Source organism: Tritonibacter scottomollicae (assembly GCF_032924845.1).
Lineage (GTDB): Bacteria > Pseudomonadota > Alphaproteobacteria > Rhodobacterales > Rhodobacteraceae > Epibacterium > Epibacterium scottomollicae.
Map to the genome: position 1 here is coordinate 4,114,299 of NZ_CP136704.1, position 21,461 is coordinate 4,135,759.

General features: G+C 61.5%; 18 protein-coding genes and 1 pseudogene. 9 read left to right on the forward strand and 10 right to left on the reverse strand.

Annotated elements, in window-relative coordinates; translation table 11 throughout:
* Window positions 1-231: 231 nt before the first annotated feature.
* From R1T40_RS20310 to R1T40_RS20335, 6 genes are all read left to right on the forward strand, one after another.
* Window positions 232-606, forward strand: coding sequence for a response regulator (locus R1T40_RS20310; protein ID WP_317385444.1), 375 nt, complete (start codon window positions 232-234; stop codon window positions 604-606).
* Window positions 607-1,390: 784 nt separating this feature from the next.
* The gene (gene dut / locus R1T40_RS20315) at window positions 1,391-1,879 is read left to right on the forward strand and encodes a dUTP diphosphatase (RefSeq protein ID WP_317385445.1); all 489 of its coding nucleotides are present in this window, start codon (window positions 1,391-1,393) and stop codon (window positions 1,877-1,879) included.
* Window positions 1,876-2,955 (forward strand): HesA/MoeB/ThiF family protein, encoded by a 1,080-nt coding sequence (locus R1T40_RS20320; RefSeq protein ID WP_317385446.1) that lies wholly within the window; start codon window positions 1,876-1,878, stop codon window positions 2,953-2,955. The genes dut and R1T40_RS20320 overlap by 4 nt, the downstream gene beginning before the upstream one ends.
* Window positions 2,956-2,957: 2 nt before the next feature.
* Window positions 2,958-3,749 carry a transporter substrate-binding domain-containing protein gene (locus tag R1T40_RS20325; protein ID WP_317385447.1) on the forward strand — a complete coding sequence of 264 codons (792 nt, stop codon included), beginning with the start codon at window positions 2,958-2,960 and terminating at the stop codon, window positions 3,747-3,749.
* Window positions 3,750-3,823: 74 nt separating this feature from the next.
* Window positions 3,824-4,630, forward strand: a complete 807-nt coding sequence (locus R1T40_RS20330) for an amino acid ABC transporter permease (protein WP_317385448.1) — start codon at window positions 3,824-3,826, stop codon at window positions 4,628-4,630.
* A gap of 252 nt (window positions 4,631-4,882) precedes the next feature.
* Complete coding sequence (locus tag R1T40_RS20335) at window positions 4,883-6,898, forward strand: M3 family metallopeptidase (RefSeq protein ID WP_317385449.1); 2,016 nt, start codon at window positions 4,883-4,885, stop codon at window positions 6,896-6,898.
* 88 nt (window positions 6,899-6,986) lie between these two features.
* Here R1T40_RS20335 and R1T40_RS20340 read toward each other — a convergent pair whose 3' ends face one another.
* Entirely contained in the window at window positions 6,987-7,913 is a 927-nt protein-coding gene (locus R1T40_RS20340; RefSeq protein ID WP_317385450.1) for a 2-hydroxyacid dehydrogenase, read from the reverse strand.
* Window positions 7,910-8,320: a VOC family protein gene (locus tag R1T40_RS20345; RefSeq protein WP_106163787.1), complete on the reverse strand. Its 411-nt coding sequence runs from the start codon at window positions 8,318-8,320 to the stop codon at window positions 7,910-7,912. The genes R1T40_RS20340 and R1T40_RS20345 overlap by 4 nt, the downstream gene beginning before the upstream one ends.
* A 99-nt stretch (window positions 8,321-8,419) precedes the next feature.
* Here R1T40_RS20345 and R1T40_RS20350 point away from each other — a divergent pair, with 99 nt between their 5' ends.
* Complete coding sequence (locus tag R1T40_RS20350) at window positions 8,420-9,250, forward strand: LysR family transcriptional regulator (protein ID WP_317385451.1); 831 nt, start codon at window positions 8,420-8,422, stop codon at window positions 9,248-9,250.
* Here the strand turns inward: R1T40_RS20350 and rodA are convergent.
* The 6 genes and pseudogenes from rodA to R1T40_RS20380 form a co-directional block, all read right to left on the reverse strand.
* On the reverse strand, window positions 9,247-10,386 hold the full coding sequence (gene rodA, locus R1T40_RS20355) for a rod shape-determining protein RodA (protein ID WP_317385452.1): 1,140 nt from the start codon (window positions 10,384-10,386) through the stop codon (window positions 9,247-9,249). The genes R1T40_RS20350 and rodA overlap by 4 nt on opposite strands.
* The gene (mrdA, locus tag R1T40_RS20360; RefSeq protein WP_317385453.1) at window positions 10,383-12,329 is read right to left on the reverse strand and encodes a penicillin-binding protein 2; all 1,947 of its coding nucleotides are present in this window, start codon (window positions 12,327-12,329) and stop codon (window positions 10,383-10,385) included. Before mrdA ends, rodA begins: the two co-directional genes overlap by 4 nt.
* Window positions 12,326-12,865 (reverse strand): rod shape-determining protein MreD, encoded by a 540-nt coding sequence (locus R1T40_RS20365; RefSeq protein ID WP_106163783.1) that lies wholly within the window; start codon window positions 12,863-12,865, stop codon window positions 12,326-12,328. The genes mrdA and R1T40_RS20365 overlap by 4 nt, the downstream gene beginning before the upstream one ends.
* A pseudogene (gene mreC, locus R1T40_RS20370) lies at window positions 12,858-13,806 on the reverse strand (rod shape-determining protein MreC). Before mreC ends, R1T40_RS20365 begins: the two are co-directional and overlap by 8 nt.
* 58 nt (window positions 13,807-13,864) lie before the next feature.
* A complete protein-coding gene (locus tag R1T40_RS20375; RefSeq protein WP_106163781.1) occupies window positions 13,865-14,911 on the reverse strand; it encodes a rod shape-determining protein in 1,047 nt (348 codons plus the stop codon).
* Between the two features lie 243 nt (window positions 14,912-15,154).
* Window positions 15,155-15,907 carry a hypothetical protein gene (locus tag R1T40_RS20380; RefSeq protein WP_317385454.1) on the reverse strand — a complete coding sequence of 251 codons (753 nt, stop codon included), beginning with the start codon at window positions 15,905-15,907 and terminating at the stop codon, window positions 15,155-15,157.
* Window positions 15,908-16,016: 109 nt separating this feature from the next.
* Here R1T40_RS20380 and R1T40_RS20385 point away from each other — a divergent pair, with 109 nt between their 5' ends.
* Window positions 16,017-16,799, forward strand: coding sequence for a 23S rRNA (adenine(2030)-N(6))-methyltransferase RlmJ (locus tag R1T40_RS20385; RefSeq protein ID WP_317385455.1), 783 nt, complete (start codon window positions 16,017-16,019; stop codon window positions 16,797-16,799).
* Window positions 16,800-16,966: 167 nt separating this feature from the next.
* Here R1T40_RS20385 and R1T40_RS20390 read toward each other — a convergent pair whose 3' ends face one another.
* Complete coding sequence (locus tag R1T40_RS20390) at window positions 16,967-18,538, reverse strand: 2-isopropylmalate synthase (RefSeq protein WP_317385456.1); 1,572 nt, start codon at window positions 18,536-18,538, stop codon at window positions 16,967-16,969.
* Between the two features lie 359 nt (window positions 18,539-18,897).
* Between R1T40_RS20390 and R1T40_RS20395 the strand changes: the two genes are divergently transcribed.
* A complete protein-coding gene (locus tag R1T40_RS20395; RefSeq protein WP_317385457.1) occupies window positions 18,898-20,424 on the forward strand; it encodes a cryptochrome/photolyase family protein in 1,527 nt (508 codons plus the stop codon).
* Here R1T40_RS20395 and R1T40_RS20400 read toward each other — a convergent pair.
* On the reverse strand, window positions 20,421-21,461 hold the full coding sequence (locus R1T40_RS20400) for a hypothetical protein (protein ID WP_317385458.1): 1,041 nt from the start codon (window positions 21,459-21,461) through the stop codon (window positions 20,421-20,423). The genes R1T40_RS20395 and R1T40_RS20400 overlap by 4 nt on opposite strands.

Here is a 21,461-nt window from a genome sequence, read left to right on the forward strand (position 1 = left end):
TTTTGCTTTTTACGGAAAGTCATTGGCTGGTTAACCACCTGAGATGTATAACAACTGCAGGCTGAGCAGTTTTGCGGTCAGCCGTTGATGTGTTGTTTCCATGCTGCTCGAAGTTGTGCGGCACAGCCTGTGTATGGAGATCAGTTTGGTAAAGAGTGACAAGTTGGAAATTTCGGCGATCATAGCGCTTGGACTGGATCGGAAAGCTGTCTGCCTCAGCAGGGTGCAAAGATGACAAGCGATGAACTGAATATACTGGTTCTGGAGGGGGATAACCTTCTGGGCCAGCTGATGTGCGATATGATCCGCATGTATCGTATTGGTGCGCCGCAGCTTTCCTCCAGCGAGGTAGATGCGTGTCAGATGATGAAAAATCAGCCTTTCGACCTATGTATTTTTGATATCAACCTGCGCGGCCAGCTCTGTGACCGGGCCGTGGCAGAGGCGAATGCCAGGGCGATCCCGGTGCTTCTGCTGGCGGATGGCGACGAGGCGGACCAATTGTCGACCCGTCCGGCGCGCGGATTGGTGGTACGCAAGCCCGCCAGCGAAGAAGACATTCGAGGCGCCGCCGCACAGCTCTTGCAATCGGAACCAGTGCGTTGACGCTGCTGGCAGCTGCGAATGACCCGTATTCTTGGCCGGGGGTAGGGTCCGCGTTGGTCTAAGCCTTGGCAGCGCATAGAAAATATTGCGCAGGCGTGGTCTTCAATCTGCGTGTATCTTCCTTGCTTGGCGGCAGGGAAGGGCGCAACGCCGCGCTTTGGACGCATGCTGGCGCTGTACCTATTTGATGTGCTCGCCGTCCTGCGGCCCAAATGGTCTAGGTCGTCTGGCCTGTTGTCGGTTACGAGTACCTATGCTGCGGCTGTCAGAGCATCACGGTCATGGAGCGACGCAGCGCGTGCGCTGGCGCCCTGAAAATCGCGCCCGCGCCTGTTCAGAATTGCCGTTACGAAACAACCATCGCGATATGCGCGCCCGGCAGATCTGGCCTCGACATCTGATCGTGTCGAATGCGCTGGTCGTGTGGGACATGCACAAAGCACGACGATATCCGCAGCATCATGCGGCGGATTGGTAAAGCTGCCCCCATCACAGGGTGTCCGTATCTCACTTTGACTGCATTCAAACATGTCGCGCTCGGGCGCTGTTGAGTGCTCCGGTCGAATGGGCGGGGGAGATGGACGCCAAAACCTCTCCGGCAAGTCTTGCAGATGGCGCGCGCTCGCTGATGTTGGTTGCCGTCACCATTGCGTGAGGCCTCAGGGCCTGGGCTGTGGCGGCTCTACATCTGCGGTGGCAATTCATGCCGCTTCCGGGGCATAACCGGGGCGCCCCCCTGCGCATAAAATTCATCGGCAGGACAGACGACAAGAAGGATGGTCTCATGACGCAAGCGCCCTTTGCGGTAGAAGTGAAAATTCTCGACCCGCGCATTCGCGACTGGGGCATGCCCAGCTATCAGACCTCCGGATCTGCGGCGATCGATCTCTTTGCCTGCATTGATGCGCCGATGGAGATCGTGGCGCAGGACGCCGCGGTGCTGATCCCGTCGGGGCTCGCCTTCTACATGGGCGATACCGCCTGCGCGGCGCTTGTGATGCCGCGCTCTGGTCTGGGGCACAAGAAGGGGCTGGTGATGGGCAACACTGTCGGTCTGATCGATGCCGACTACACCGGGCAGGTCTTCATCAGCGCCTGGAATCGCAACCCGGTGGGGGCGGAGCCGATCCGGATAGAACCGGGCGAGCGTATCGCTCAGTTGATGTTCGTTCCGGTTCTCAGGGCGGCATTGTCTGAGGTCGAGGCATTCTCCGACGTAACCGAACGTGGCGCGGGTGGGTTTGGCTCCACAGGGACGGGAGGCGCGGCATGATCCTTGTCTTCGGGCTCGCCGGGCTGATCTGGTGGGGCGGTCGCCTGATGGGGTTTGACCGGAATCTGCGCGTTCTGCTGCTGGGGCTCTTGTTTGTTGCAGTTCTGACGATCCAGCTGACCTTGCCGGACGGTGCGCCCTTGCGACAGGCCACGGGCGGGACGCCCGGCCTTTGGCTGATCCTCGCGGGTTTCGCCGCGCTGGTGGCACTTTATTCCGCGGCCCTGAAGCGGTTGCGAACGCGAGCGGACGCAGCGGACACGGTTGCGGCGACAGCGGAAACAAGCGATGGGCCATTTGGCGAGGTGGAGTTGGACCGCTACGCCCGCCACATCGTTCTGCGCGAGGTGGGTGGCCTTGGCCAGAAACGTCTTAAGGCCGCCAAGGTACTGGTGATCGGGGCGGGGGGGCTTGGTGCCCCGGCGCTGCAGTATCTGGCAGCCGCAGGTATTGGCACCATTGGCGTGATCGATGATGACACGGTCGAGAATGCGAACCTGCAACGGCAGGTGATCCACCGCGATCAGGATATCGGTTTGCCCAAGGTGTTCTCTGCCCAAGCCGCAATGGAGGCACAGAACCCGTTCGTCACGATACGCCCCTATCATCGTCGACTGACCGAGGAACTCGCTCCTGATCTCTTTGGGGAATATGATCTGATCCTTGACGGAACCGATAACTTTGCCACCCGCTATCTGGTCAACCGCACCGCTGTGACACAGCAAAAGCCTTTGATCTCGGGGGCCTTGACCCAGTGGGAAGGGCAAATTTCGGTCTTTGATCCGGCCCATGGCGGGCCGTGCTATCAATGCATATTTCCCGAGGCACCTGCCGAGGGGCTCGCACCGAGCTGTGCCGAAGCAGGCGTGATCGGTCCGTTGCCCGGGGTGGTGGGGGCAATGATGGCCGTGGAGGCCGTGAAACAGATCACCGGCGCCGGAGAGCTCTTGCGCTCACAGATGTTGATCTACGATGGTCTCTATGGTGAAACTCGCCGGATTGCGCTCAAATCGCGCGCGAACTGTCCCGTTTGCGGACAGACCGACAATAAACCGGCCCCGACAGGAGAAAACTGATCATGACTCGCACCTTTGCCCTGGCCGCAGCGCTGACCGCTGGCTTTGCCGCCAGTGCCCTTGCCGCCGATCTGCCGGATCTTGAGGGGCGCGAAATCTTTGTCGCCTCCGAGAACACCTACCCGCCGCTGCAATTTATCGAGCCCGGTACGGGTCAGGCTGTGGGCTGGGAATATGATGCGATCACCGAGATCGCGGAACGGCTCAACCTGGTTGTGGAGTTTGAGAACACCAGTTGGGATGCGATGATCCCGGCGATCACCGCAGGTCAGTACGATATAGCCATGAATGGCATTACCATTCGGGACGACCGTAAGGAGAAGGTGGATTTCTCCGAAAGCTACCTGACCTCGCAGATGCGCATGATCGTGGCAAGCGATGAGGATCGGTTTACGGATGCCGCCAGCTTTGCCGCCGATGACGACCTGCTCGCGGCGGCGCAGCCGGGCACCACGCCCTTCTACGTGACCGTCTACGATGTGCTTGACGGGGATGAAGCCAACCCGCGCATCAAGCTGTTCGAGACCTTTGGTGCGTCACTGCAGGCGTTGCGGGCGGGCGACGTGGATCTGGCGCTTTCCGACAGCACCGCGGCAAATGGGGTGGTTGCTGCATCTGACGGCGCGCTGAAAGTCGTCGGAGATCCCTTGGGGACCGAGGATTTCGGCTTCATTTTCCCAAAGGGCAGCGATTTGGTGGAGCCGGTGAATGCCGCCCTGGCCGAGATGAAGGCCGATGGCACGCTGGATGCGCTCAACAAAAAGTGGTTCCTCGACTACAAGATGGGCCAATAGGCCAAGACACCTCCTATTTCCAATACCACCCCGGCCGCGCCTTCGGCCGGGGTTTGTCGTGACAGGACAAGATAATGAGCGAACGCCGCACGCGTGAAGACAAGGAAGATTTCCCCTGGTGGCTGGTGGCCGTGGGGCTGACGGCACTCTACCTCGGCGTCGAAGTTGCGCGCAGCGAGGTCTATGCGCAGATCCTCAATACGCTCTGGCGCGGGGTTGGTGTGACGGTCTTTGTCACCCTTGTCAGCTTTTTCTCCGCTTCCGCGTTGGGGATGGCGCTCGCACTGGGGGCTGATTCCAGGTGGCTGCTGGTGCGTCAGATCTGCCGGTTTTATGTCGAGGTGGTGCGCGGTATTCCGATCATCGTGCTGTTGCTCTACGTGGCCTTTGTGGTGGCGCCTGCCTTGGTGGATCTGCGCAACTGGCTGGGCGGTTTTCTGGGGCTGGAGGAGATCCGCACCCGGAGCTTTCCTCTGCTATGGCGCGCCATTCTGGCACTGATGATTGCCTATTCCGCTTTCATCGCGGAAGTTTTTCGCGCTGGCCTGCTGTCTGTTCCAGAGGGGCAGAAGGAGGCGGCCCAAGCGCTTGGGCTCTCCGGCTGGCAACGGTTTCGCTTCATCGTGTTTCCGCAGGCGATACGCACCATCCTGCCGCCGCTGGGCAATGACTTCGTGGCGCTGGTCAAGGATTCCTCGCTGGTGTCGGTGCTGGGCGTGCTGGATATCACCCAGCTGGGCAAGGTGACGGCCGCCAGCAATTTTCGCTATTTCGAGACCTACAACATGGTGGCGCTGGTCTATCTGGCGATGACGATATCGTTGTCGCTTGGGTTACGGGCACTTGAACGGCATCTGCGCAACAAGCAGAACAAAGGCTGATTTTGCTCAGGTGGTGCGATCTGGCGCCCGCCGCGCGCCCGTCAGGGCGCGCGGCCCGGCCCAACGCCGGTCCTTGCATCTCCTGATGCTGGGCGCCGGTGGCGGGAGCGCTCCCGCCCCCGCAGGTGCTCTTGCCCATGAGCAAGCCCCCCTTGGCAGGGTTGGGCCGGGCGCCGGGCCTGACGGCCCGGCGCGGGGACAGATTGCAGCTCCGGAGCGAAGCCGTTAGCGTCAGCGCAAAGGAGATCTCACATGACAAATCCGCTGCTCGCAGACTGGCAGACCCCCTTCGGCATCGCGCCGTTCGACCAGATATCCGATGATGATTTCGCCCCGGCGCTCGAGCAGGCGCTTGCCGCCCATGGCGCGCAGATCGAGGCCATCGCACAGAACCCGGACACCCCGACATTTGCCAATGTGGTCGAGGCCCTGGAGACACCCTGCCAGCCGCTGGAACAGGTTCTTTCGGTATTTTTCTCCGTGGCCGGCGCCGACAGCAATCCGAAACGCGAGGCGTTGCAGCGGGAGTTTTCGCCAAAACTGGCGGCGCATTTCTCCGCAATCACCGCCAACAAGGCGCTTTATGCGCGGGTGAAAGCCGTCTGGGATCAGCGCGAAGACCTAGATCTGACGCAGGAGCAGGCCCGGGTCCTGATGCTGACCCATCGTGGCTTCCTGCGCGGCGGCGCGGCGCTGGAGGGCGCCGAAGATACCCGCATGCAGGAGATCAAATCCCGGTTGGCGACCCTCGGCACCAATTTCACCCAGAACCTGCTGGCGGATGAGCGCGACTGGCACATGGAACTCTCGGACGCGGATCTGCAGGGACTGCCGGAGTTCGTGGTCAGGAATGCGCGCGCCGCAGGAAAAGAGAAGGGCGCGGATGGTCCCGTGGTGACACTGGCGCGCTCCATCGTCACACCGTTCCTGCAGTTCTCACCCCGCCGCGACCTGCGCGAAAAGGCGTTTCGCGCATGGGCCGCACGCGGGGCAAATGGTGGTGAGCATGACAACCGCGCCATTGCCGCTGAGATCCTGTCGCTGCGCGAGGAACGCGCCAAGCTTCTGGGCTATGAAAACTTCGCGGCCTACAAGCTGGAAACCGAGATGGCCAAGACGCCGGAGGCGGTGCGGGGCCTGTTGATGGACGTCTGGGGCCCTGCCAAGGCGCAGGCCGACAAGGACGCCGAGGTGCTGACGGACATGATGCACGAGGATGGCATCAATGGTGATCTGGCGCCCTGGGACTGGCACTACTACGCCGAAAAACGCCGCAAGATCGAACATGACCTCGATGAGGCGGAGCTGAAACCCTATCTGCAACTCGACCGGATGATCGAGGCGGCCTTTGCCTGCGCCAACCGCCTGTTCGGGCTGGACTTCGCGCCACTCGATGTGCCGCTCTACCACGAGGATTGCCGCGCCTGGGAGGTGACCCGGGACGGCAAGCATCTGGCGGTCTTCATCGGCGATTACTTTGCGCGTGGCTCCAAACGCTCCGGTGCCTGGTGTTCCGCAATGCGGGCGCAGGCCAAGTTCCCGGAAGCGCAGACGCCGATCGTGGTCAATGTCTGCAACTTCGCCAATGGCGATCCGGCGCTGTTGTCCTACGATGATGCGCGCACGCTGTTTCACGAGTTTGGCCACGCGCTGCACCAGATCCTGTCTGATGTGACCTATGAAAGCGTGTCGGGCACCTCGGTGGCGCGGGACTTTGTGGAACTGCCGAGCCAGCTTTATGAGCATTGGTTGGAGGTGCCCGAGGTGCTGCAGGAATTTGCCACCCATGCCGAGACCGGTGCCGCGATGCCCAAGGCGATGCTGGACAAGGTGCTGGGCGCGGCGACCTTCAATATGGGGTTCCAGACTGTGGAATATGTCGCCTCGGCGCTGGTGGATCTGGAGTTTCACGACGGAGCAGCCCCGGCGGATCCGATGGCCAAACAGGCGGAGATTCTGGAGCGAATCGGCATGCCCGGTGCCATCGTCATGCGCCATGCCACGCCGCAGTTTGCGCATGTGTTCTCTGGTGACGGCTATTCCTCGGGCTATTACAGCTACATGTGGTCGGAGGTGATGGACGCCGATGCCTTTGCCGCTTTTGAGGAGGCAGGCGGCGCGTTTGATCCCGAGCGCGCCGAGGCGCTGGAGACGCATATCCTGTCCAAGGGTGGCTCACAGGATGCGGCCGCACTTTATACCGCCTTCCGGGGCCGGTTGCCGGGCGTTGAGGCGCTGCTGAAGGGCCGTGGGCTGGCGGCGGAATAGGCGCCCCTGTCGGGGCGCGGCCTCCGGCGGGAGGTATTTATGAAAAGATGAAGAGAAGGGGCGCCGTCGTGCGCCCCTTTTTTATGGTTTAATAACCGCGGTCGCGATCAACCACGTAGAGAAAGGCCTCGCCTGCTTCGCCCCGGCGTATGTTCTCGGCAATCACGCGGGAGGCGGTGAGGGGGCGGGTTTCCGCCGCGATATGCGGCGTCACGGTGACCCGGGGATGGGCCCAGTAGGGATGATCCTCGGGCAGCGGCTCCACCCGGAACACATCCAGCGTGGCATGGTCCACCGGGCCAATGTCCAGCGCGGTCAGCAGGGCGGCATCGTCGATCAACGGGCCACGCCCCGGGTTGATGATCCGCGCCCCTTGCGGCAACCAGCCAAGGCTGTTGCTGTCGAGAATGTTCGCGGTCTGCGGTGTGTCCGGCAGGAGCAGTACTACGATTTGCGCCGAAGCCAGAGCGTCCCGAAGCCCGTTGGTGCCGTGATGGCAGCTGAGGCCGGGAAGATCCTTGGCCGTGCGCGACCAGCCGGACACCGGGAAGCCCAGCCGGGTCAGGGCGGTGGCGCAGGCCTGACCCAATTCACCCAGACCGAGGATGGTGACCGGGCGTTCTTCTGCCAGCGGCGGCACATAGGGCAGCCAGCGATCCTGCAACGCCACGGAACGGTCAATCTCCAGGTGATAGCGCAACACATGGCCGGTGACCCATTCGACCATGGACTGGGTCAGGCCCGGGTCCACCATGCGACACAGCGGCTGGGTCAGGGTCGCGTTGCCGGTGATCTTTTCCACCCCGGCCCAGAGGTTCAGCACCGCCTTGCAGCGCGTGTAAGGGCGGAAATCCTGCAGGTCGGAATGGGGCGCATAGATGATGTAGTCGACCTCCTCCGGCGCGAAATCCTGGCGCAGATCGGCCTCCAGCCCGGCGCCCTCGAAAGCGGCCTTGAGGGGGGAGGCATAGGTGTCCCAGCGGTCCGGTCCGGCGGCGAACAGGGCTTTGATCATGTGGCAAAGACCCCGTCCATATCGGCAAAGCCCTTGACCTCGATCGGGTTGCCGGCCGGGTCGTAGAAGAACATGGTGCTCTGTTCGCCGGGCTCTCCCTTGAACCGTGTAGTGGGCGGGATCTCGAATTCGACACCTGCCTCATGCAGGCGCTCGGCCAGACGTTCCCACTGGTCCTGCGGCAGGATCACGCCAAGGTGCGGCATCGGCACAAGATGCTCTCCCACCCGGCCTGTCTTGGCGGTGGCGAAGGGCGTGCCCTTATGCAGCGAGATCTGGTGCCCGAAGAAATTGAAGTCTGCCCAGCTGTCGGTGCTGCGCCCAGCCCGGCATCCCAGCGTTTCGGAGTAGAAGGTGCTGGCAGCGTCCAGGTCGTCGACGTGATAGGCGAGGTGAAAGATGCTCATGTGCGGGCTCCTGAGGCAGAAATTAGGGTCACGTCTGCATAGCGTTTCAAGGGCGCAACGTGCTAGCTTGTTTTTGAATGTTCAGACGTAAGGAAAGCTGTGGATACGCGATTTGTCGCCAGCCTTTTGGCCATCGTGGAGGAAGGCTCCTTTGCAGCGGCGGCCCGGCGCGTCGGCGTGACCGCCTCGGCACTGTCTCAGCGGATCACGACGCTGGAGACCGATCTGGGGGTGGCGTTGTTGCGGCGGGAAGGGCGCATGGTGCGCCCCACCCACGCGTGCCGAAACCTGCTGCCTCGGCTGCGCGAAATGCTGAGAATAGAGCAGGACTTGCGGGCCGATGTGCGCGGGCAGGGGCTGGTCGGCAGCTGTCGGATCGGCGCCATTTCGACTGCTCTGGGCGACTGCGCCGCACCCTTGCTACGGCATCTGCGAGAGCAGGCGCCTGATGTCGAGTTGCGCCTGATCCCCGGCACATCTCCGGGGTTAGTGGCGGCACTTGAGGCAGAGGACATCGATATGGCGGTGGTGGTGGAGCCGCCGGTCAACCTGCCCAAAGCCCTGCGGTTCGACCTGCTGATCGAAGAACCCATCGGCCTGCTACGCCCGCGCCATAGCGAGATCGCGCGGTTGCCTTACCTCGTCTATTCCCGTGAGGCCTGGGGCGGAAGCCTGTGCTGGTCGGCACTGACGGATCGGGTGGAGGATCCGCAGGTCTTGGTCGAGATGGATGCGCTTGAGACAATCGCGCAAATGGTGGAGGGGGGCGTCGGGCAGGCGGTTCTGCCCGGCTGGCGGGGATTGTCCCGACATGCGCCCGGCGCCGATTTTACACCTTGGTCAGGCGCGCGTCGCCGCATCGGATTGCTGCACCGGCAACGGGACGCGGACAGCCCACTGGTGGCGCTTGTGCGGGCGGCATTGCGTTAGCGTGGGCGGTGGACGTTTGCGCTCTGCACGATCCCGAAGGCCGCCAACAGCACCAGCATCGCGGAGCCACCATAGGACACCAGCGGCAGCGGTACGCCAACCACCGGGGCCAGCCCCATCACCATCGACATGTTGACGGCAAAGAACAAAAAGAAGTTGAGCGCAATCCCCAGCGTCACCAGCGACGAGAACCGGTCCTTAGTCGAGACCGCCGTGGCCACACAGAAGATGATGATCATCACATAGATGGTCAGGAGCATCACCCCGCCGACAAAGCCGAATTCTTCTGCCAGCGTGGTGAAAATGAAGTCGGTCTGCTTTTCCGGTAGAAAGTTCAGGCGTGACTGGGTGCCCTGCATGAAGCCACGTCCCGACCAACCGCCCGACCCAAGGGCGATCTTGGATTGCGTAATGTGATAGCCTGCGCCCAGCGGATCCTGAGAGGGATCGAGAAAGGTGTCGATGCGCCTGTATTGGTAGTCCTTGAGCAACTGCCAGTCGGTGCCGCGGCTTTGGAATACGGCCACCACGAGCCCGACCGCCGCCGCGATCACGGCGGTGAAGTAGGCCCAGTGAACCCCGGCGAGGAACATCACGCCGCCCCCGGCGGCCAGCAGCAGGATCGACGTCCCGAGGTCAGGTTGCTTCAACACCAGAAAGGTGGGCGCGAGCACGATCAGAACCGGCAGCAATACAAAGAGTGGCCGAGAGGTCCGGTGCGGCGGCAGCCAGTCGTAATAGGCCGCAAGCACCATCACCAGCGTGATCTTCATCAGCTCTGACGGTTGCAGACGCACTGGCCCGAGGTCCACCCAACGCTGCGCGCCCATGCCGACGGAGCCGAAGAACTCCACCGCCACCAAAAGTACCAGCGCAATCAGGTAGGCCAGAACCGAGATATTGCGCCAGAACCAAATTGGAACCATCGCCACCACCAGCATGACGCCGAGGCCGATCAGGAACCGTTTCGCCTGAGGTTCGACCCAAGGGGTGAATGATCCCCCCGCCACGGAATACAGCATCAGGAAACCGACGCTTGCTGCCGCAGTCAGCAGAAGAACAAGGGGCCAGTTCAGAAACAGGATCTTGCGAAACCCGGTGGGCGTCGATTTGGCGTGATACTCAAGATAGCTCATGCCTGATCGCTCTCTTTCCCGTCCGAGCGTTTAATCCGCTCGCGTTCGAGCCGCTCCTGCTGTGCCTTGATCTTGCGGCGGTCTCCGGTCGGATAGGCCTCCAGCGGTGGCGTGCCGCCATAGAGCGCTTGCAGCAATACATCCCGCGCCACGGGGGCGGCTGTGGAGGATCCGCCGCCGCCATGTTCGACAACGACCGCAACCGCGTACTTTGGTTTGTCATAGGGGGCAAAACACACATACAGAGCGTGGTCGCGGCGTTCCCATGGCAGGTCCCGGTTATGGATCACCCCTGTCGCGCGCTCTGCTGCGGTGATGTTGCGCACCTGACTGGTGCCGGACTTGCCCGCCATGCGCATGCCATCGGCAATGATGCGGGACCGATACCCGGTGCCGCGGCGATCATTGCTGACCGCGTACATGGCCTTGCGCACGTGATCCAGATACGAGGGGGTGAGGCCGATCATTTCACCTGCGCCAGAAGGTTGTTCGACACCATTGATGGATTTCACCAGACGAGGTGTGACACTGCGGCCGTTGGCAATCCGTGCTGTCATGACCGCAAGCTGCATGGGCGACGCAAGCATATAGCCCTGACCGATCGAGGCATTCACCGTGTCGCCAACCAGCCAATCCTGCCCATAGGTGCGGGACTTCCATTCCCGGTTCGGAGCAAGTCCGGCGGCCACTGCGGACATCGGAATATCGTGGCGAATACCAAGGCCGAGTTTGTTGGCCATCTCCGAAATCCGGTCTATCCCGACCTTGATCGCCAGATCGTAATAGTAGACGTCACAGGAACTCTTTAGTGAATCCAGAAGGTTGACGTGCCCATGACCGGCGCGCTTCCAGCAGTGGAACCGCCGGCCGGACACTTCCAGATGCCCGGGGCACCATGTGGTTTCTTCCGGTGTAATGACGCCGCTTTCCAGTCCCGCCAGCGCCGTCACCATCTTGAATGTGGAGCCCGGCGGGTAGGTGCCTTGCACGGTCTTGTTGGCCAGCGGGCGATAGGGGTCTTCGGTGAGGGCGCTATAGTCGGCCACAGAGATGCCGCGCACAAAGAGGTTGGGGTCAAAGCTCGGGCTGGAGCAGATGGCCTGCAGATCGCCATTCTCCACGTCGATCACAACGGCGGCGGCGCTTTCGTTGCCAAGCCGGGCCTGCACGTAGCTTTGCAGGTCCGCATCGAGCGTCAGCTGCACATCCGCGCCGGGCTGCCCCTCGCGGCGATCCAGTTCGCGCATGATCCGACCGGCGGCATTGACCTCGACCCGTTTGGTCCCGGCCTTGCCGCGCAGGGTTTCCTCACGTTTGGACTCAAAACCGACCTTGCCGAATTGGAACCGTGGGGTCAGCAAGACCGGATCGGGGCTTTCCATCTTCGACAGGTCGTAGTCGGAGACAGGACCGACATAGCCAACCACATGCGCAAAATCGGCGCCCTGCGGATAGACACGGGACAGTCCGACCTCGGGCGTGATGCCCGGCAGGGCTGGGGCGTTGACCGCGACTTTTGAAATGTCATCCCAGGAAAGCTGATCGGCCAGCGTGATGGGGAGAAACGGACGCGACCGCCGCATCTCTGCGCGCGCACGTTCCAGGTCCTCTGTATCGAGCGGCAGCAAACGGGTGAGGTTTTCAATCACGCCTTCCACATCACCGGCGTCTTCGGGCACCAACACGATGCGGTAGGACGGGGAGTTTTGCGCGATGATAATACCGTTGCGGTCATAGATCTCGCCGCGACTAGGGGCGAGCAGGCGGATGTTGATGCGGTTTTCCTCGGCCAGCAGACGGAACTGATCTGCCTGATCCACCTGCAGAAAACGCATCCGCATGGCCAGCGCACCGGTAAAGCCCAGCTGCAACCCGCCCAGCAGCAGGGTGCGGCGGGTCAGGGTGCGATGGCTGTGATCCTGGTCCTTCGGGGTGCGTTTCACAGGCGAGCTCCAAGGGTTTCTGCATCGGCAGGAGAAAGACGTCGCACGCCAAACACGCTCTGGCTCAGCAGAACCACGACCGGATAGGCGGCGATGGTCATAATGACCTGCACGAGAATCAGCGCGATATGCGCCTGCTCGACCGCAAGCATGCCAAGGATCACGCGATTGAGCAAAGCAATGGCAATTATGACCACGGAGACCGCGAACCATTCTCCCAGAAACGGCGTCTCCCGGCTGGCGGGCAAGCGTGATCTGATGAACTCGCAGGCGAGCAGAACCAGCAAGGCCCATAATCCCGGAGGACGCTGAAACAACAGATCAGCGAGCAGCATTACGGCGGCGATCAACAGGGGCGGGACAAAATCTGCACGCCGTGCAGTCCAGGCCAGCGCCACGGCCAGCAGCAGATCCGGCGGTGCCCAGCGGCGCGGTGTGGTGTCCAGCGGCAGCAGGTGAAAGAACATGATGACCAGCGCCAGCCCGACAAAGATAGCGCGCATGAGCCAAATTGCGGCTGGCGTTGTCTTAGCCATTCTCGGCCTCGTCACCGGCAGCCTCGGGGAGAACGCCGTCCAGCAATGTGTCCGGGCGGGGGAGCGGTATCATGTCGTCTGGAACCGGTGCGATCAGCGCGCCCGGATCCGAAATCGGAACGCTGCCCTGATGGCGCAGAACGCGCAGGAATTCCAACCGCTCGTAGTCTGCGGAGAGACGTACGCGCAGGCGCCCAGCCTTGTCTTGTGCCACCTGACCGATCAGCAGTCCCGGCGGAAAGACATGACCATCGCCCGAGGTCACAACACGGTCTCCGGGGCGGACCATCTCCGGGTTTTCGACAAAATTCAGCAAGGGCGCGGCAGTATTATCGCCACTAACCAACGCGGTCTGGCCCGACGGTTGCAGCGTGGCCGGAACCGCACTTGCGGCGTCGGTCAACAGGATGACGCGCGCAGTCTTCAGGCCGGTGCCGGAGATGCGTCCCACCAGCCCAATGCCGTCCATCGCAGCCCAGCCGTCGCGAATGCCATCGCGTGCCCCGACGTTCAGCAGAACCGATTGCCGGAAAGGCGAGCCGGAGTCTGCCACGACGACACCGGTGACATAAGTCAGCTGCGGATCCAGCCGGACGTTGTTGAGATCGAGCAATCGCGCGTTTTCCTGTTCCAGCTGCAAGGCAGCTTCTTTCCAGGCCCGCATCTGGCGCAATTCGGAGCGCAGCTCCTGGTTCTGTTCGGACAGGCGCTGATAGCTTTGGAAGTCACGCACCAGGTTTACGATGCCGGTGACGGGAACCATGGCCCATTGCATATTGGGCACCACCGCATCCACCACCTGCGCGCGAAACCGCTCGAACTCGTGGACTGTCGATGCGCCAGACGATGAAGACGACCGCGAGAAACAGCACCAAAATCCCGACAAGCAAACGCTTGAGCGGGCCTGCATAGTCTTCGCGCTGTGACCGATCCTTGGCCAAGGCACTCCTTCCAGACGTCAATCAAATTCAGTGGCATGCCCGCGCGGGGCGAGGGGGATCAGCTTTCGTAGTCGATCGCGTGGCGCAGCAGTTTTTCGTACTCCAGCGCCTTGCCGGTACCAAGTGCGACGCAGTTCAGGCTTTCATCTGCGATCGAGACCGCAAGGCCTGTTTGTTCGCGCAGAGCCAGATCCAGATCGCCCAGAAGCGCACCGCCCCCGGTCAGCATCACGCCCCGATCGACGATATCAGCTGCCAGATCCGGCGGCGTGGTTTCCAATGCGGTCATCACCGCCTCGCAGATCTGCTGTACCGGTTCGGCCAGCGCCTCAGCCACCTGGGCCTGAGAAATCTCGATTTCCTTGGGAACGCCATTCAGCAGGTCCCGACCGCGGATCTGCATCGATTGACCACGGCCATCGTCGGGCATGCGAGCCGTGCCGATCGAGGTCTTGATGCGTTCTGATGTCGCCTCGCCGATCAGCAGGTTCTGCTGGCGACGCAGGTAGGAAATGATCGCCTCATCCATGCGGTCGCCCCCCACTCGAACGGAGCGGGCGTAGACGATGTCACCAAGCGACAGAACGGCCACCTCGGTGGTACCACCGCCGATGTCGACGACCATGTTGCCGGTCGGGTCGGTGATGGGCATGCCAGCGCCGATGGCGGCGGCAATCGGTTCAGCAATCAGCCCTGCACGGCGGGCACCTGCCGCCAGAACAGAAGACCGGATGGCGCGTTTTTCCACCGGGGTCGCGCCATGCGGGACGCAGACGATGACCTTGGGCTTTGAAAACGTGGAGCGCTTGTGCACCTTGCGAATGAAATGCTTGATCATCTCTTCGGCGGTGTCGAAGTCCGCGATGACACCTTCGCGCATCGGGCGGATCGCCTCGATGGAGCCGGGGGTCCGGCCCAGCATCAGCTTTGCGTCCTCACCGACGGCGAGCACTTTTTTCACGCCATCCTTGACGTGGTAGGCCACCACTGAAGGTTCCGACAGGATGACGCCACGGCCCTTCACGTAAACCAGCGTATTCGCGGTACCGAGGTCAATGGCCATGTCCGATGTAAACAGACCGCCGAGATTTCCGAAGAGCGCCATGTAAGAGGGATCCTGTGAGTACTGCATTTATCTGACCGCGACTCTCTCGCCGGGTCGCAGCTTTAGATCTTATAAGCAGGCCGAGCCCGCCGTAAAAGGGAGTATTCCGTTCACCTAGCGTCTTTTCGCTTGTGAAATCGACTGTTTTCGCTTTCGAGCACACGGAATCAAGATCAGCGTGCGTTTGCGCACATGCGCCAGAGCCAGCCGCACCCGATCATGGCCCCAGTTCAACAGCGCCTCTTACCCCGAGAAAATCTCATCCATCTGCGCCTTGTAGGCCGCCCATGTCTTGGTTGCGCGGTTGCCCGCGTAGCCGTGATAATAGGATTTCCCGCTGGAAGTCGGCAAGCCTGCCCAGATTTTGGCGAGGTTGTTCATGAATGTGGTCTGCGTGATCTCGCCGGCCTTGAAATTCGAGAGACCAGCTTCCTCGATCAGCTGATGGGCAAGCTGATCCTGAAGCTCCTTGTTGAAGCGACGGCCGAGAGGGACGCTTTGATGCTTGGCGAGCCGGCGCAGGGTGGCGGGGATGAACTGGTAGCGCCCGATGGCATGGGGCTGGCCGGGGGTTGCGTCGATCCAGGCGTAGATCTCGAGCAGGGTCATGTCTGTGGGGGAGGCGGGCGGTTTGATCCGGGCGCCGTGCTGGACGGCGTCGTAATCCGCCTTGCCTGCCTCGGCGCTGGCGATGACATTCATGATTGCGGCGACGTCGATGCCGACCATCGGCGGGCTTGCAAACAGACTGCCGCTGCTGCGTCCCCGAAAGAGGCTTGCGGCGCCGGGGTCCAGCGAGATGGCCCCGCGGCCTGTTTCATCATCATTCAGCCCCGCAATTGCACTGTTTGCTGGCGCCGAGGTCCGCATGAAGAAGCTGCCGTCCCCGACCAGAGAGAATCCTGCGGAATTGGCACGAACCGGGTCGGTCCAGACCGAAGAGATCAGCATCAGCGCACATAGCGCGCCGGTTTGTGGGCTCGTTCTGAGGGGCATTGCAACCTGCTTCTGCGGGTGATGTCTGACCTCAGATTGGCCGATTGTAGTTGAGATTTCGTTTAGAGAGCGCTCTTTCGCCGGGCGCGGTTTGCCGCTATGGGAGGGCATGCTGTCCTACCAACATATCTACCACGCGGGAAACCTCGCCGATGTCCAGAAACACGCGCTGCTCGCGTGGATACTGGAGTACATGACGCGCAAGGACAAACCGCTGAGCTATCTGGAAACCCACGCGGGGCGGGCTCTCTATGACTTGTCGTCTGCCGAGGCCGTCAAGACGGGCGAAGCGGCCAGAGGTATCGATATCGCACGGGACTGGTTCCCAGCCGACCACCCCTATGCGAGGGTTCTGGACAGTGTTCAGGCCGCGCATGGGCCAACCAGCTATCCGGGTTCGCCGCGCATTGCGACGGAGGTGCTGCGCCCCATCGACAATGTGCATCTGGCAGAGCTGCATCCACAGGAAGCACAGGCCCTGCGCGCGTCGATGCGCGGCTCCGGTGCCAAGGTGCATGTGCAGGATGGGTTCGAGATGGCGCAGTCACTGGCCCCGCCAGAACCTCGACGCGGAGTGCTGCTGATTGATCCCAGCTATGAGATCAAATCCGACTACAGCCGCATTCCCGGCATTATCGGCAAGCTGCATCGCAAGTGGAATGTTGGCGTGATCGTGTTGTGGTATCCGATCCTGACAGATGGCCCGCACAAGCGGATGCTGACTGCGCTGGAAGCTCAGGACCTGCCGGGAACGCTGCTGCACGAAGTGCGCTTCCCGCCCGCACGGGAGGGCCACCGGATGATCGGATCGGGACTGTTTGTGGTGAATGCGCCCTTTGGTTTGCGCGAGGAAACGCAGCGCCTTGATCGCCGCTTTTCTGCGTTGCGCTAAGCCGCGCCCCGGGCGTCCTGCAAGGCCGTGCCTTTTAGCGCCTTATCCTCGATCCAAATCGCCTGCGCAGTCGGATTTCTTCCACACCCAGTGAACGAAAAAGGGCACCCGAAGGTGCCCTCATCCATGATTGGTTCTAGGTTTGCGCCAATTTCTGGCGGCGTGCTTCAGCCGATGTCCTTGTAGGAGATCTCACGCGAATCCGCGCCTTCGCCCATCTTGTTGCGGCGCACGATCAGGCGGTTGAGCGCGCCGATATAGGCCATGGCAGAGGCAACCACGGTGTCTGTGTTGGCACTGTCGCCGGTGGCGATGATGCCGTCTTCTTCCAGCCGGACGGACACGGTGGCTTGTGCGTCTGTACCTTCGGTGACCGCGTGCACCTGATAAAGCTGCAGATGCGCGTCATTGGGGTGGATCTTGCGGATCGCCTTGAAGGTCGCATCGACCGGGCCGTCGCCTTCTGCGGTTTCAGAGACATCTTTACCGTCAACTTCCATCTCGACAGTGGATTCCGCCGGGCCGCCGGTGCCGCAGACCACTTTCATCGAGACCAGCTTGAGATGGTCATCCTCATCGCCACCCGTACGCATCAGCGCGATGATGTCGTCGTCGAACACTTCTTTCTTGCGGTCGGCAAGTTCCTTGAAGCGAACGAAGATATCCTTGAGCTGGTTGTCACCGACCTCATACCCGAGGTTGCTGAGCTTGTCGCGCAGCGCCGCCCGGCCGGAGTGTTTGCCAAGGGGCAGGGAGGTCCCGGCAAGGCCGACATCCTCGGGCCGCATGATCTCAAAGGTTTCCTTGTTCTTCAGCATGCCATCCTGGTGGATGCCGCTCTCGTGGGCGAAGGCGTTCTTGCCGACGATGGCCTTGTTGAACTGCACGTTGAAGCCGGAAACCGTCGCGACCCGGCGCGAGATATGCATGATCTTGCGGGTGTCGATGCCGGTGGCAAAGGGCATGATGTCATTGCGCACCTTCATGGCCATGACGACCTCTTCCAGCGCGGTATTGCCTGCCCGTTCACCCAGACCGTTGATGGTGCACTCAATCTGGCGCGCGCCGGCCTCGACGGCCGCCAGCGAATTCGCGGTCGCCATGCCAAGGTCGTTGTGGCAGTGGGTGGCAAAGACGATCTCGTCAGCGCCCGGCACCGTCTCGATCAGGCGGCGGATCAGGTCGGCGCTTTCGCGCGGTGCTGTATAGCCGACGGTGTCGGGGATGTTGATGGTGGTGGCACCCGCCTTGATGGCGATCTCGATCACCCGGCAGAGGTAATCCCATTCGGTGCGGGTCGCATCCATTGGCGACCATTGCACGTTGTCCACCAGGTTGCGGGCATGGGTCACGGTTTCATGGATGCGTTCGGCCATCTCGTCCATGGTGAGGTCTGGAATGGCGCGGTGCAGCGGCGAGGTGCCGATAAAGGTATGGATGCGCGGCTGGGCCGCCTTGCGCACAGCCTCGGCGCAGCGGTCGATGTCCTTCAGGTTGGCGCGGGCGAGGCCGCAGATCATCGAGTTCTTCGAGCGCGCGGCGATCTCGCTCACCGCATTGAAGTCGCCTTCGGAGGCAATGGGAAACCCAGCCTCGATGACGTCGACGCCCATATCGTCCAGAAGCTCTGCAATCTCGAGCTTTTCGTCATGGGTCATGGTTGCGCCGGGGCTCTGCTCGCCATCGCGCAGAGTGGTGTCGAAGATCAGGACGCGATCTTGGTCGGTAATGCTGGTCATGTCAGATGTCTTTCTTGCTCTGGGCCCCGGGGACGTCGTGTCTTGCGTGCGGGGTAAAGGGTCCAATCCGTGGCGCGCGTGCACATCCTCTGAGCGGGCGCGCCGGATGGCACGCTCAGAGGCGGATTAGGAGCAGTAGGCCACGCGAAAGCGCGCTGCGGGAGGCAGCGTCGGCAATCTGGATATCAAAAAACGTGGTCATGGGCTGAGTTATACAGGCCATGCGGCAATTGGAAAGGGGCAAAATTCTCTGCGATGCAGCACAGGCAGCATCAGCCCCTGGCGTTGCTTAGGTATTTATTGAAAAGATGAAGGGGATGCTGTGGACTTTGCAAGTTTCCACCACAGTTCTGCGTCTCATGACACGACTTGTACTTGTGCTGGGCGACCAGCTTTCTGATGATTTGTCGGCGCTTCGGGCGGCTGATCCCGCGCGCGACGTGGTGGTGATGGCCGAGGTGTCGGATGAGGGCACCTATGTGTCTCACCATCCCAAGAAGATTGCGCTGGTGCTGGCTGCCATGCGCAAGTTTGCCGCGCATCTGGAGGCCGAGGGCTGGCGCGTCGCCTATACGCGGCTCGATGACAAGGACAACGCAGGCTCCATCGTGGGCGAGTTGCTGCGCCGGGCTGAGGAGTTTGGGGCCGGTGAGGTGCTGGCCACCACACCCGGGGAATGGCGACTGATCCGGGCCCTGAAATATGCGCCGCTCAAGGTGCATCTGCACGCGGATGAGCGCTTCTTCGCAACGCGGAAGGATTTTGCCGATTGGGCGGAGGGGCGCAAGCAGCTGCGAATGGAGTATTTCTATCGCCTGATGCGCAAGAAGACAGGTCTCTTGATGGAGGGCACTTCGCCTGTTGGTGGGCAGTGGAATTTCGATCAGGACAACCGCAAGGCCCCGCCAAAGAAGATCGAACACGAAGGGCCGCTCTGGTTTGAACCGGGTGATGAGGTCGTGGAAGTGCTCGATCTGGTCGAAGAGCGGTTTGGTACGCATTTTGGTGATTTGCGGCCATTTGGATTTGCCACCACACGTGCAGAGGCGCTGACCGCGCTGGAGCACTTCATAGAGCACGCATTGCCGCAGTTCGGGGATTTTCAGGATGCGATGATGACGGATGAGCGGTGGCTCTACCATTCCATCCTGTCGCCCTACCTGAATATCGGTCTGCTATCGCCGAGCGAGGTTTGCGCGGCGGCGGAGGCTGCCTACCATCGCGGAGATGCGCCGGTCAACGCGGTGGAGGGATTCATTCGGCAAATTCTGGGATGGCGGGAATTTGTGCGCGGTATCTATCTCCTTGAAGGGGAGGACTATACCTCCCGAAATGCACTCGGGCATGCGCGTAGGCTGCCACCGCTGTTCTGGGGCGCCTCGACGGATATGCACTGCCTGTCGCAGGTGGTGGCGCAGACCAAGGAGGAGGCCTACGCCCATCACATCCAGCGGCTGATGGTGACGGGCAATTTTGCACTGCTGGCCGGGCTGGATCCGGCGGAAGTGCATGAATGGTATCTCGCGGTCTATGCGGACGCCTTCGAGTGGGTGGAGGCGCCCAATACCATCGGCATGAGCCAGTTTGCAGACGGGGGTGTGGTCGGGTCGAAACCCTATGTCTCCAGCGGCGCCTACATCGACAGAATGTCCAATTACTGCAGCAGTTGCGCCTATAAGGTGAAGCAGAAAACGGGCGAGGGGGCCTGTCCGTTCAACCTGCTGTACTGGCATTTTCTGGATCGCCATCGCGACCGGTTCGAAAGCATCCCGCGCATGGGCAACATGTATCGAACCTGGGATCGAATGGATGACGACAAGCGGGCCACGATCATAAAAGACGCGGATGCGTTCCTCGCCAAGCTTGACGCGGGAGACAGCGTCTAGAGCTCTTTGCTCGCCCAGAAGTCCCGCCAGCGCGCCTCTGTTGCTGGAGCCAGTTCTGCTTGTGTCAGTGCGTCCGGAGCCAGCTTGGGCAGGTCACGCTGCAGTTTTGCGGCGGGTCTTTCAGAGCGCTCCATCATGTCGAGCGCAATATTGGCCCAGACATTGCGTCCCTCCGCTGTCGGAGCTGCAAAGGCACACAGATAGGCGAGATAGCCAAATTGTGTGCCCCGTCCAAGGCCGTGACGCAGAGCGTAGTATTTCGCTTTCAGCTGCAACAGGAGGGGTTTGGGCGGCTCTGCTACAGCGGGAAGTTGGTGTGCCATTGCGGTGTTCACCGCAGCACCTGCCGGAAACATGACGTCGAACCGGCCATGATACACATGACGCATATAGCCCGCGTAATGGGTCACGATGTCATCGGAAAAGCTCAGATCTTCGGTGTGGGACAATACCGCCGCCCCAAGCAGGAATTGTTCTTTTTCGTGCGCTGCTGCGGTGTCGGGTAGCGATTTTGACAGCGATATTGTCTTCTTTATGCAATCTGCGTGTGCAGGCAGAAGCCCGATTGTCGCAGTGTCAAACACCTCGGCGCCCGTGTGAACCAAAGTTTCTTCTGGAGTGTCGCGGCAGGCGTCGATCAGCGGGCCCCACTCAGGCCGTGAGGAGAGCCATCCCGCACGATCATGAAGCAGCGGGGTCTTCTGTGTGATCCGGTTGAACAGCTCTCTGGGCGCCGCTTTGAAGGCTGTGTCGGTCTCGACCAGACAGACTGGACCGTCAGTTTTTTCCAGCACCATCTGCAACGCATGCAGCCGCGTGTGTGCGGGATAGCTACCCGCCTCAGTCCACCGCTCCATCTGATCCGTTGAGATGTCCATATGTCCGACCGGCAGGTCGGTGCGGCGGTTTTCAGCGTCACAGACCAGCAGGATCTCAACCCCCTCCAAGCCCTGTTTCAGGGCGGAGAGGATGCTATAGGACAGCTCTTGGTGTTGGCGCGGATCGCGCCCGGTCAAGACGTAGCAGATGGTGGCCAT

Bases quoted from the DNA above. Each gene is read 5' to 3' on its own strand.
- R1T40_RS20310 (WP_317385444.1), top strand. From the start codon at position 232: ATGACAAGCGATGAACTGAATATACTGGTTCTGGAGGGGGATAACCTT.
- dut (WP_317385445.1), top strand. From the start codon at position 1,391: ATGACGCAAGCGCCCTTTGCGGTAGAAGTGAAAATTCTCGACCCGCGC.
- R1T40_RS20320 (WP_317385446.1), top strand. From the start codon at position 1,876: ATGATCCTTGTCTTCGGGCTCGCCGGGCTGATCTGGTGGGGCGGTCGC.
- R1T40_RS20325 (WP_317385447.1), top strand. From the start codon at position 2,958: ATGACTCGCACCTTTGCCCTGGCCGCAGCGCTGACCGCTGGCTTTGCC.
- R1T40_RS20330 (WP_317385448.1), top strand. From the start codon at position 3,824: ATGAGCGAACGCCGCACGCGTGAAGACAAGGAAGATTTCCCCTGGTGG.
- R1T40_RS20335 (WP_317385449.1), top strand. From the start codon at position 4,883: ATGACAAATCCGCTGCTCGCAGACTGGCAGACCCCCTTCGGCATCGCG.
- R1T40_RS20340 (WP_317385450.1), bottom strand. From the start codon at position 7,913: ATGATCAAAGCCCTGTTCGCCGCCGGACCGGACCGCTGGGACACCTAT.
- R1T40_RS20345 (WP_106163787.1), bottom strand. From the start codon at position 8,320: ATGAGCATCTTTCACCTCGCCTATCACGTCGACGACCTGGACGCTGCC.
- rodA (WP_317385452.1), bottom strand. From the start codon at position 10,386: ATGAGCTATCTTGAGTATCACGCCAAATCGACGCCCACCGGGTTTCGC.
- R1T40_RS20365 (WP_106163783.1), bottom strand. From the start codon at position 12,865: ATGGCTAAGACAACGCCAGCCGCAATTTGGCTCATGCGCGCTATCTTT.
- R1T40_RS20375 (WP_106163781.1), bottom strand. From the start codon at position 14,911: ATGGCGCTCTTCGGAAATCTCGGCGGTCTGTTTACATCGGACATGGCC.
- R1T40_RS20380 (WP_317385454.1), bottom strand. From the start codon at position 15,907: ATGCCCCTCAGAACGAGCCCACAAACCGGCGCGCTATGTGCGCTGATG.
- R1T40_RS20385 (WP_317385455.1), top strand. From the start codon at position 16,017: ATGCTGTCCTACCAACATATCTACCACGCGGGAAACCTCGCCGATGTC.
- R1T40_RS20390 (WP_317385456.1), bottom strand. From the start codon at position 18,538: ATGACCAGCATTACCGACCAAGATCGCGTCCTGATCTTCGACACCACT.
- R1T40_RS20395 (WP_317385457.1), top strand. From the start codon at position 18,898: ATGACACGACTTGTACTTGTGCTGGGCGACCAGCTTTCTGATGATTTG.
- R1T40_RS20400 (WP_317385458.1), bottom strand. From the start codon at position 21,461: ATGGCCACCATCTGCTACGTCTTGACCGGGCGCGATCCGCGCCAACAC.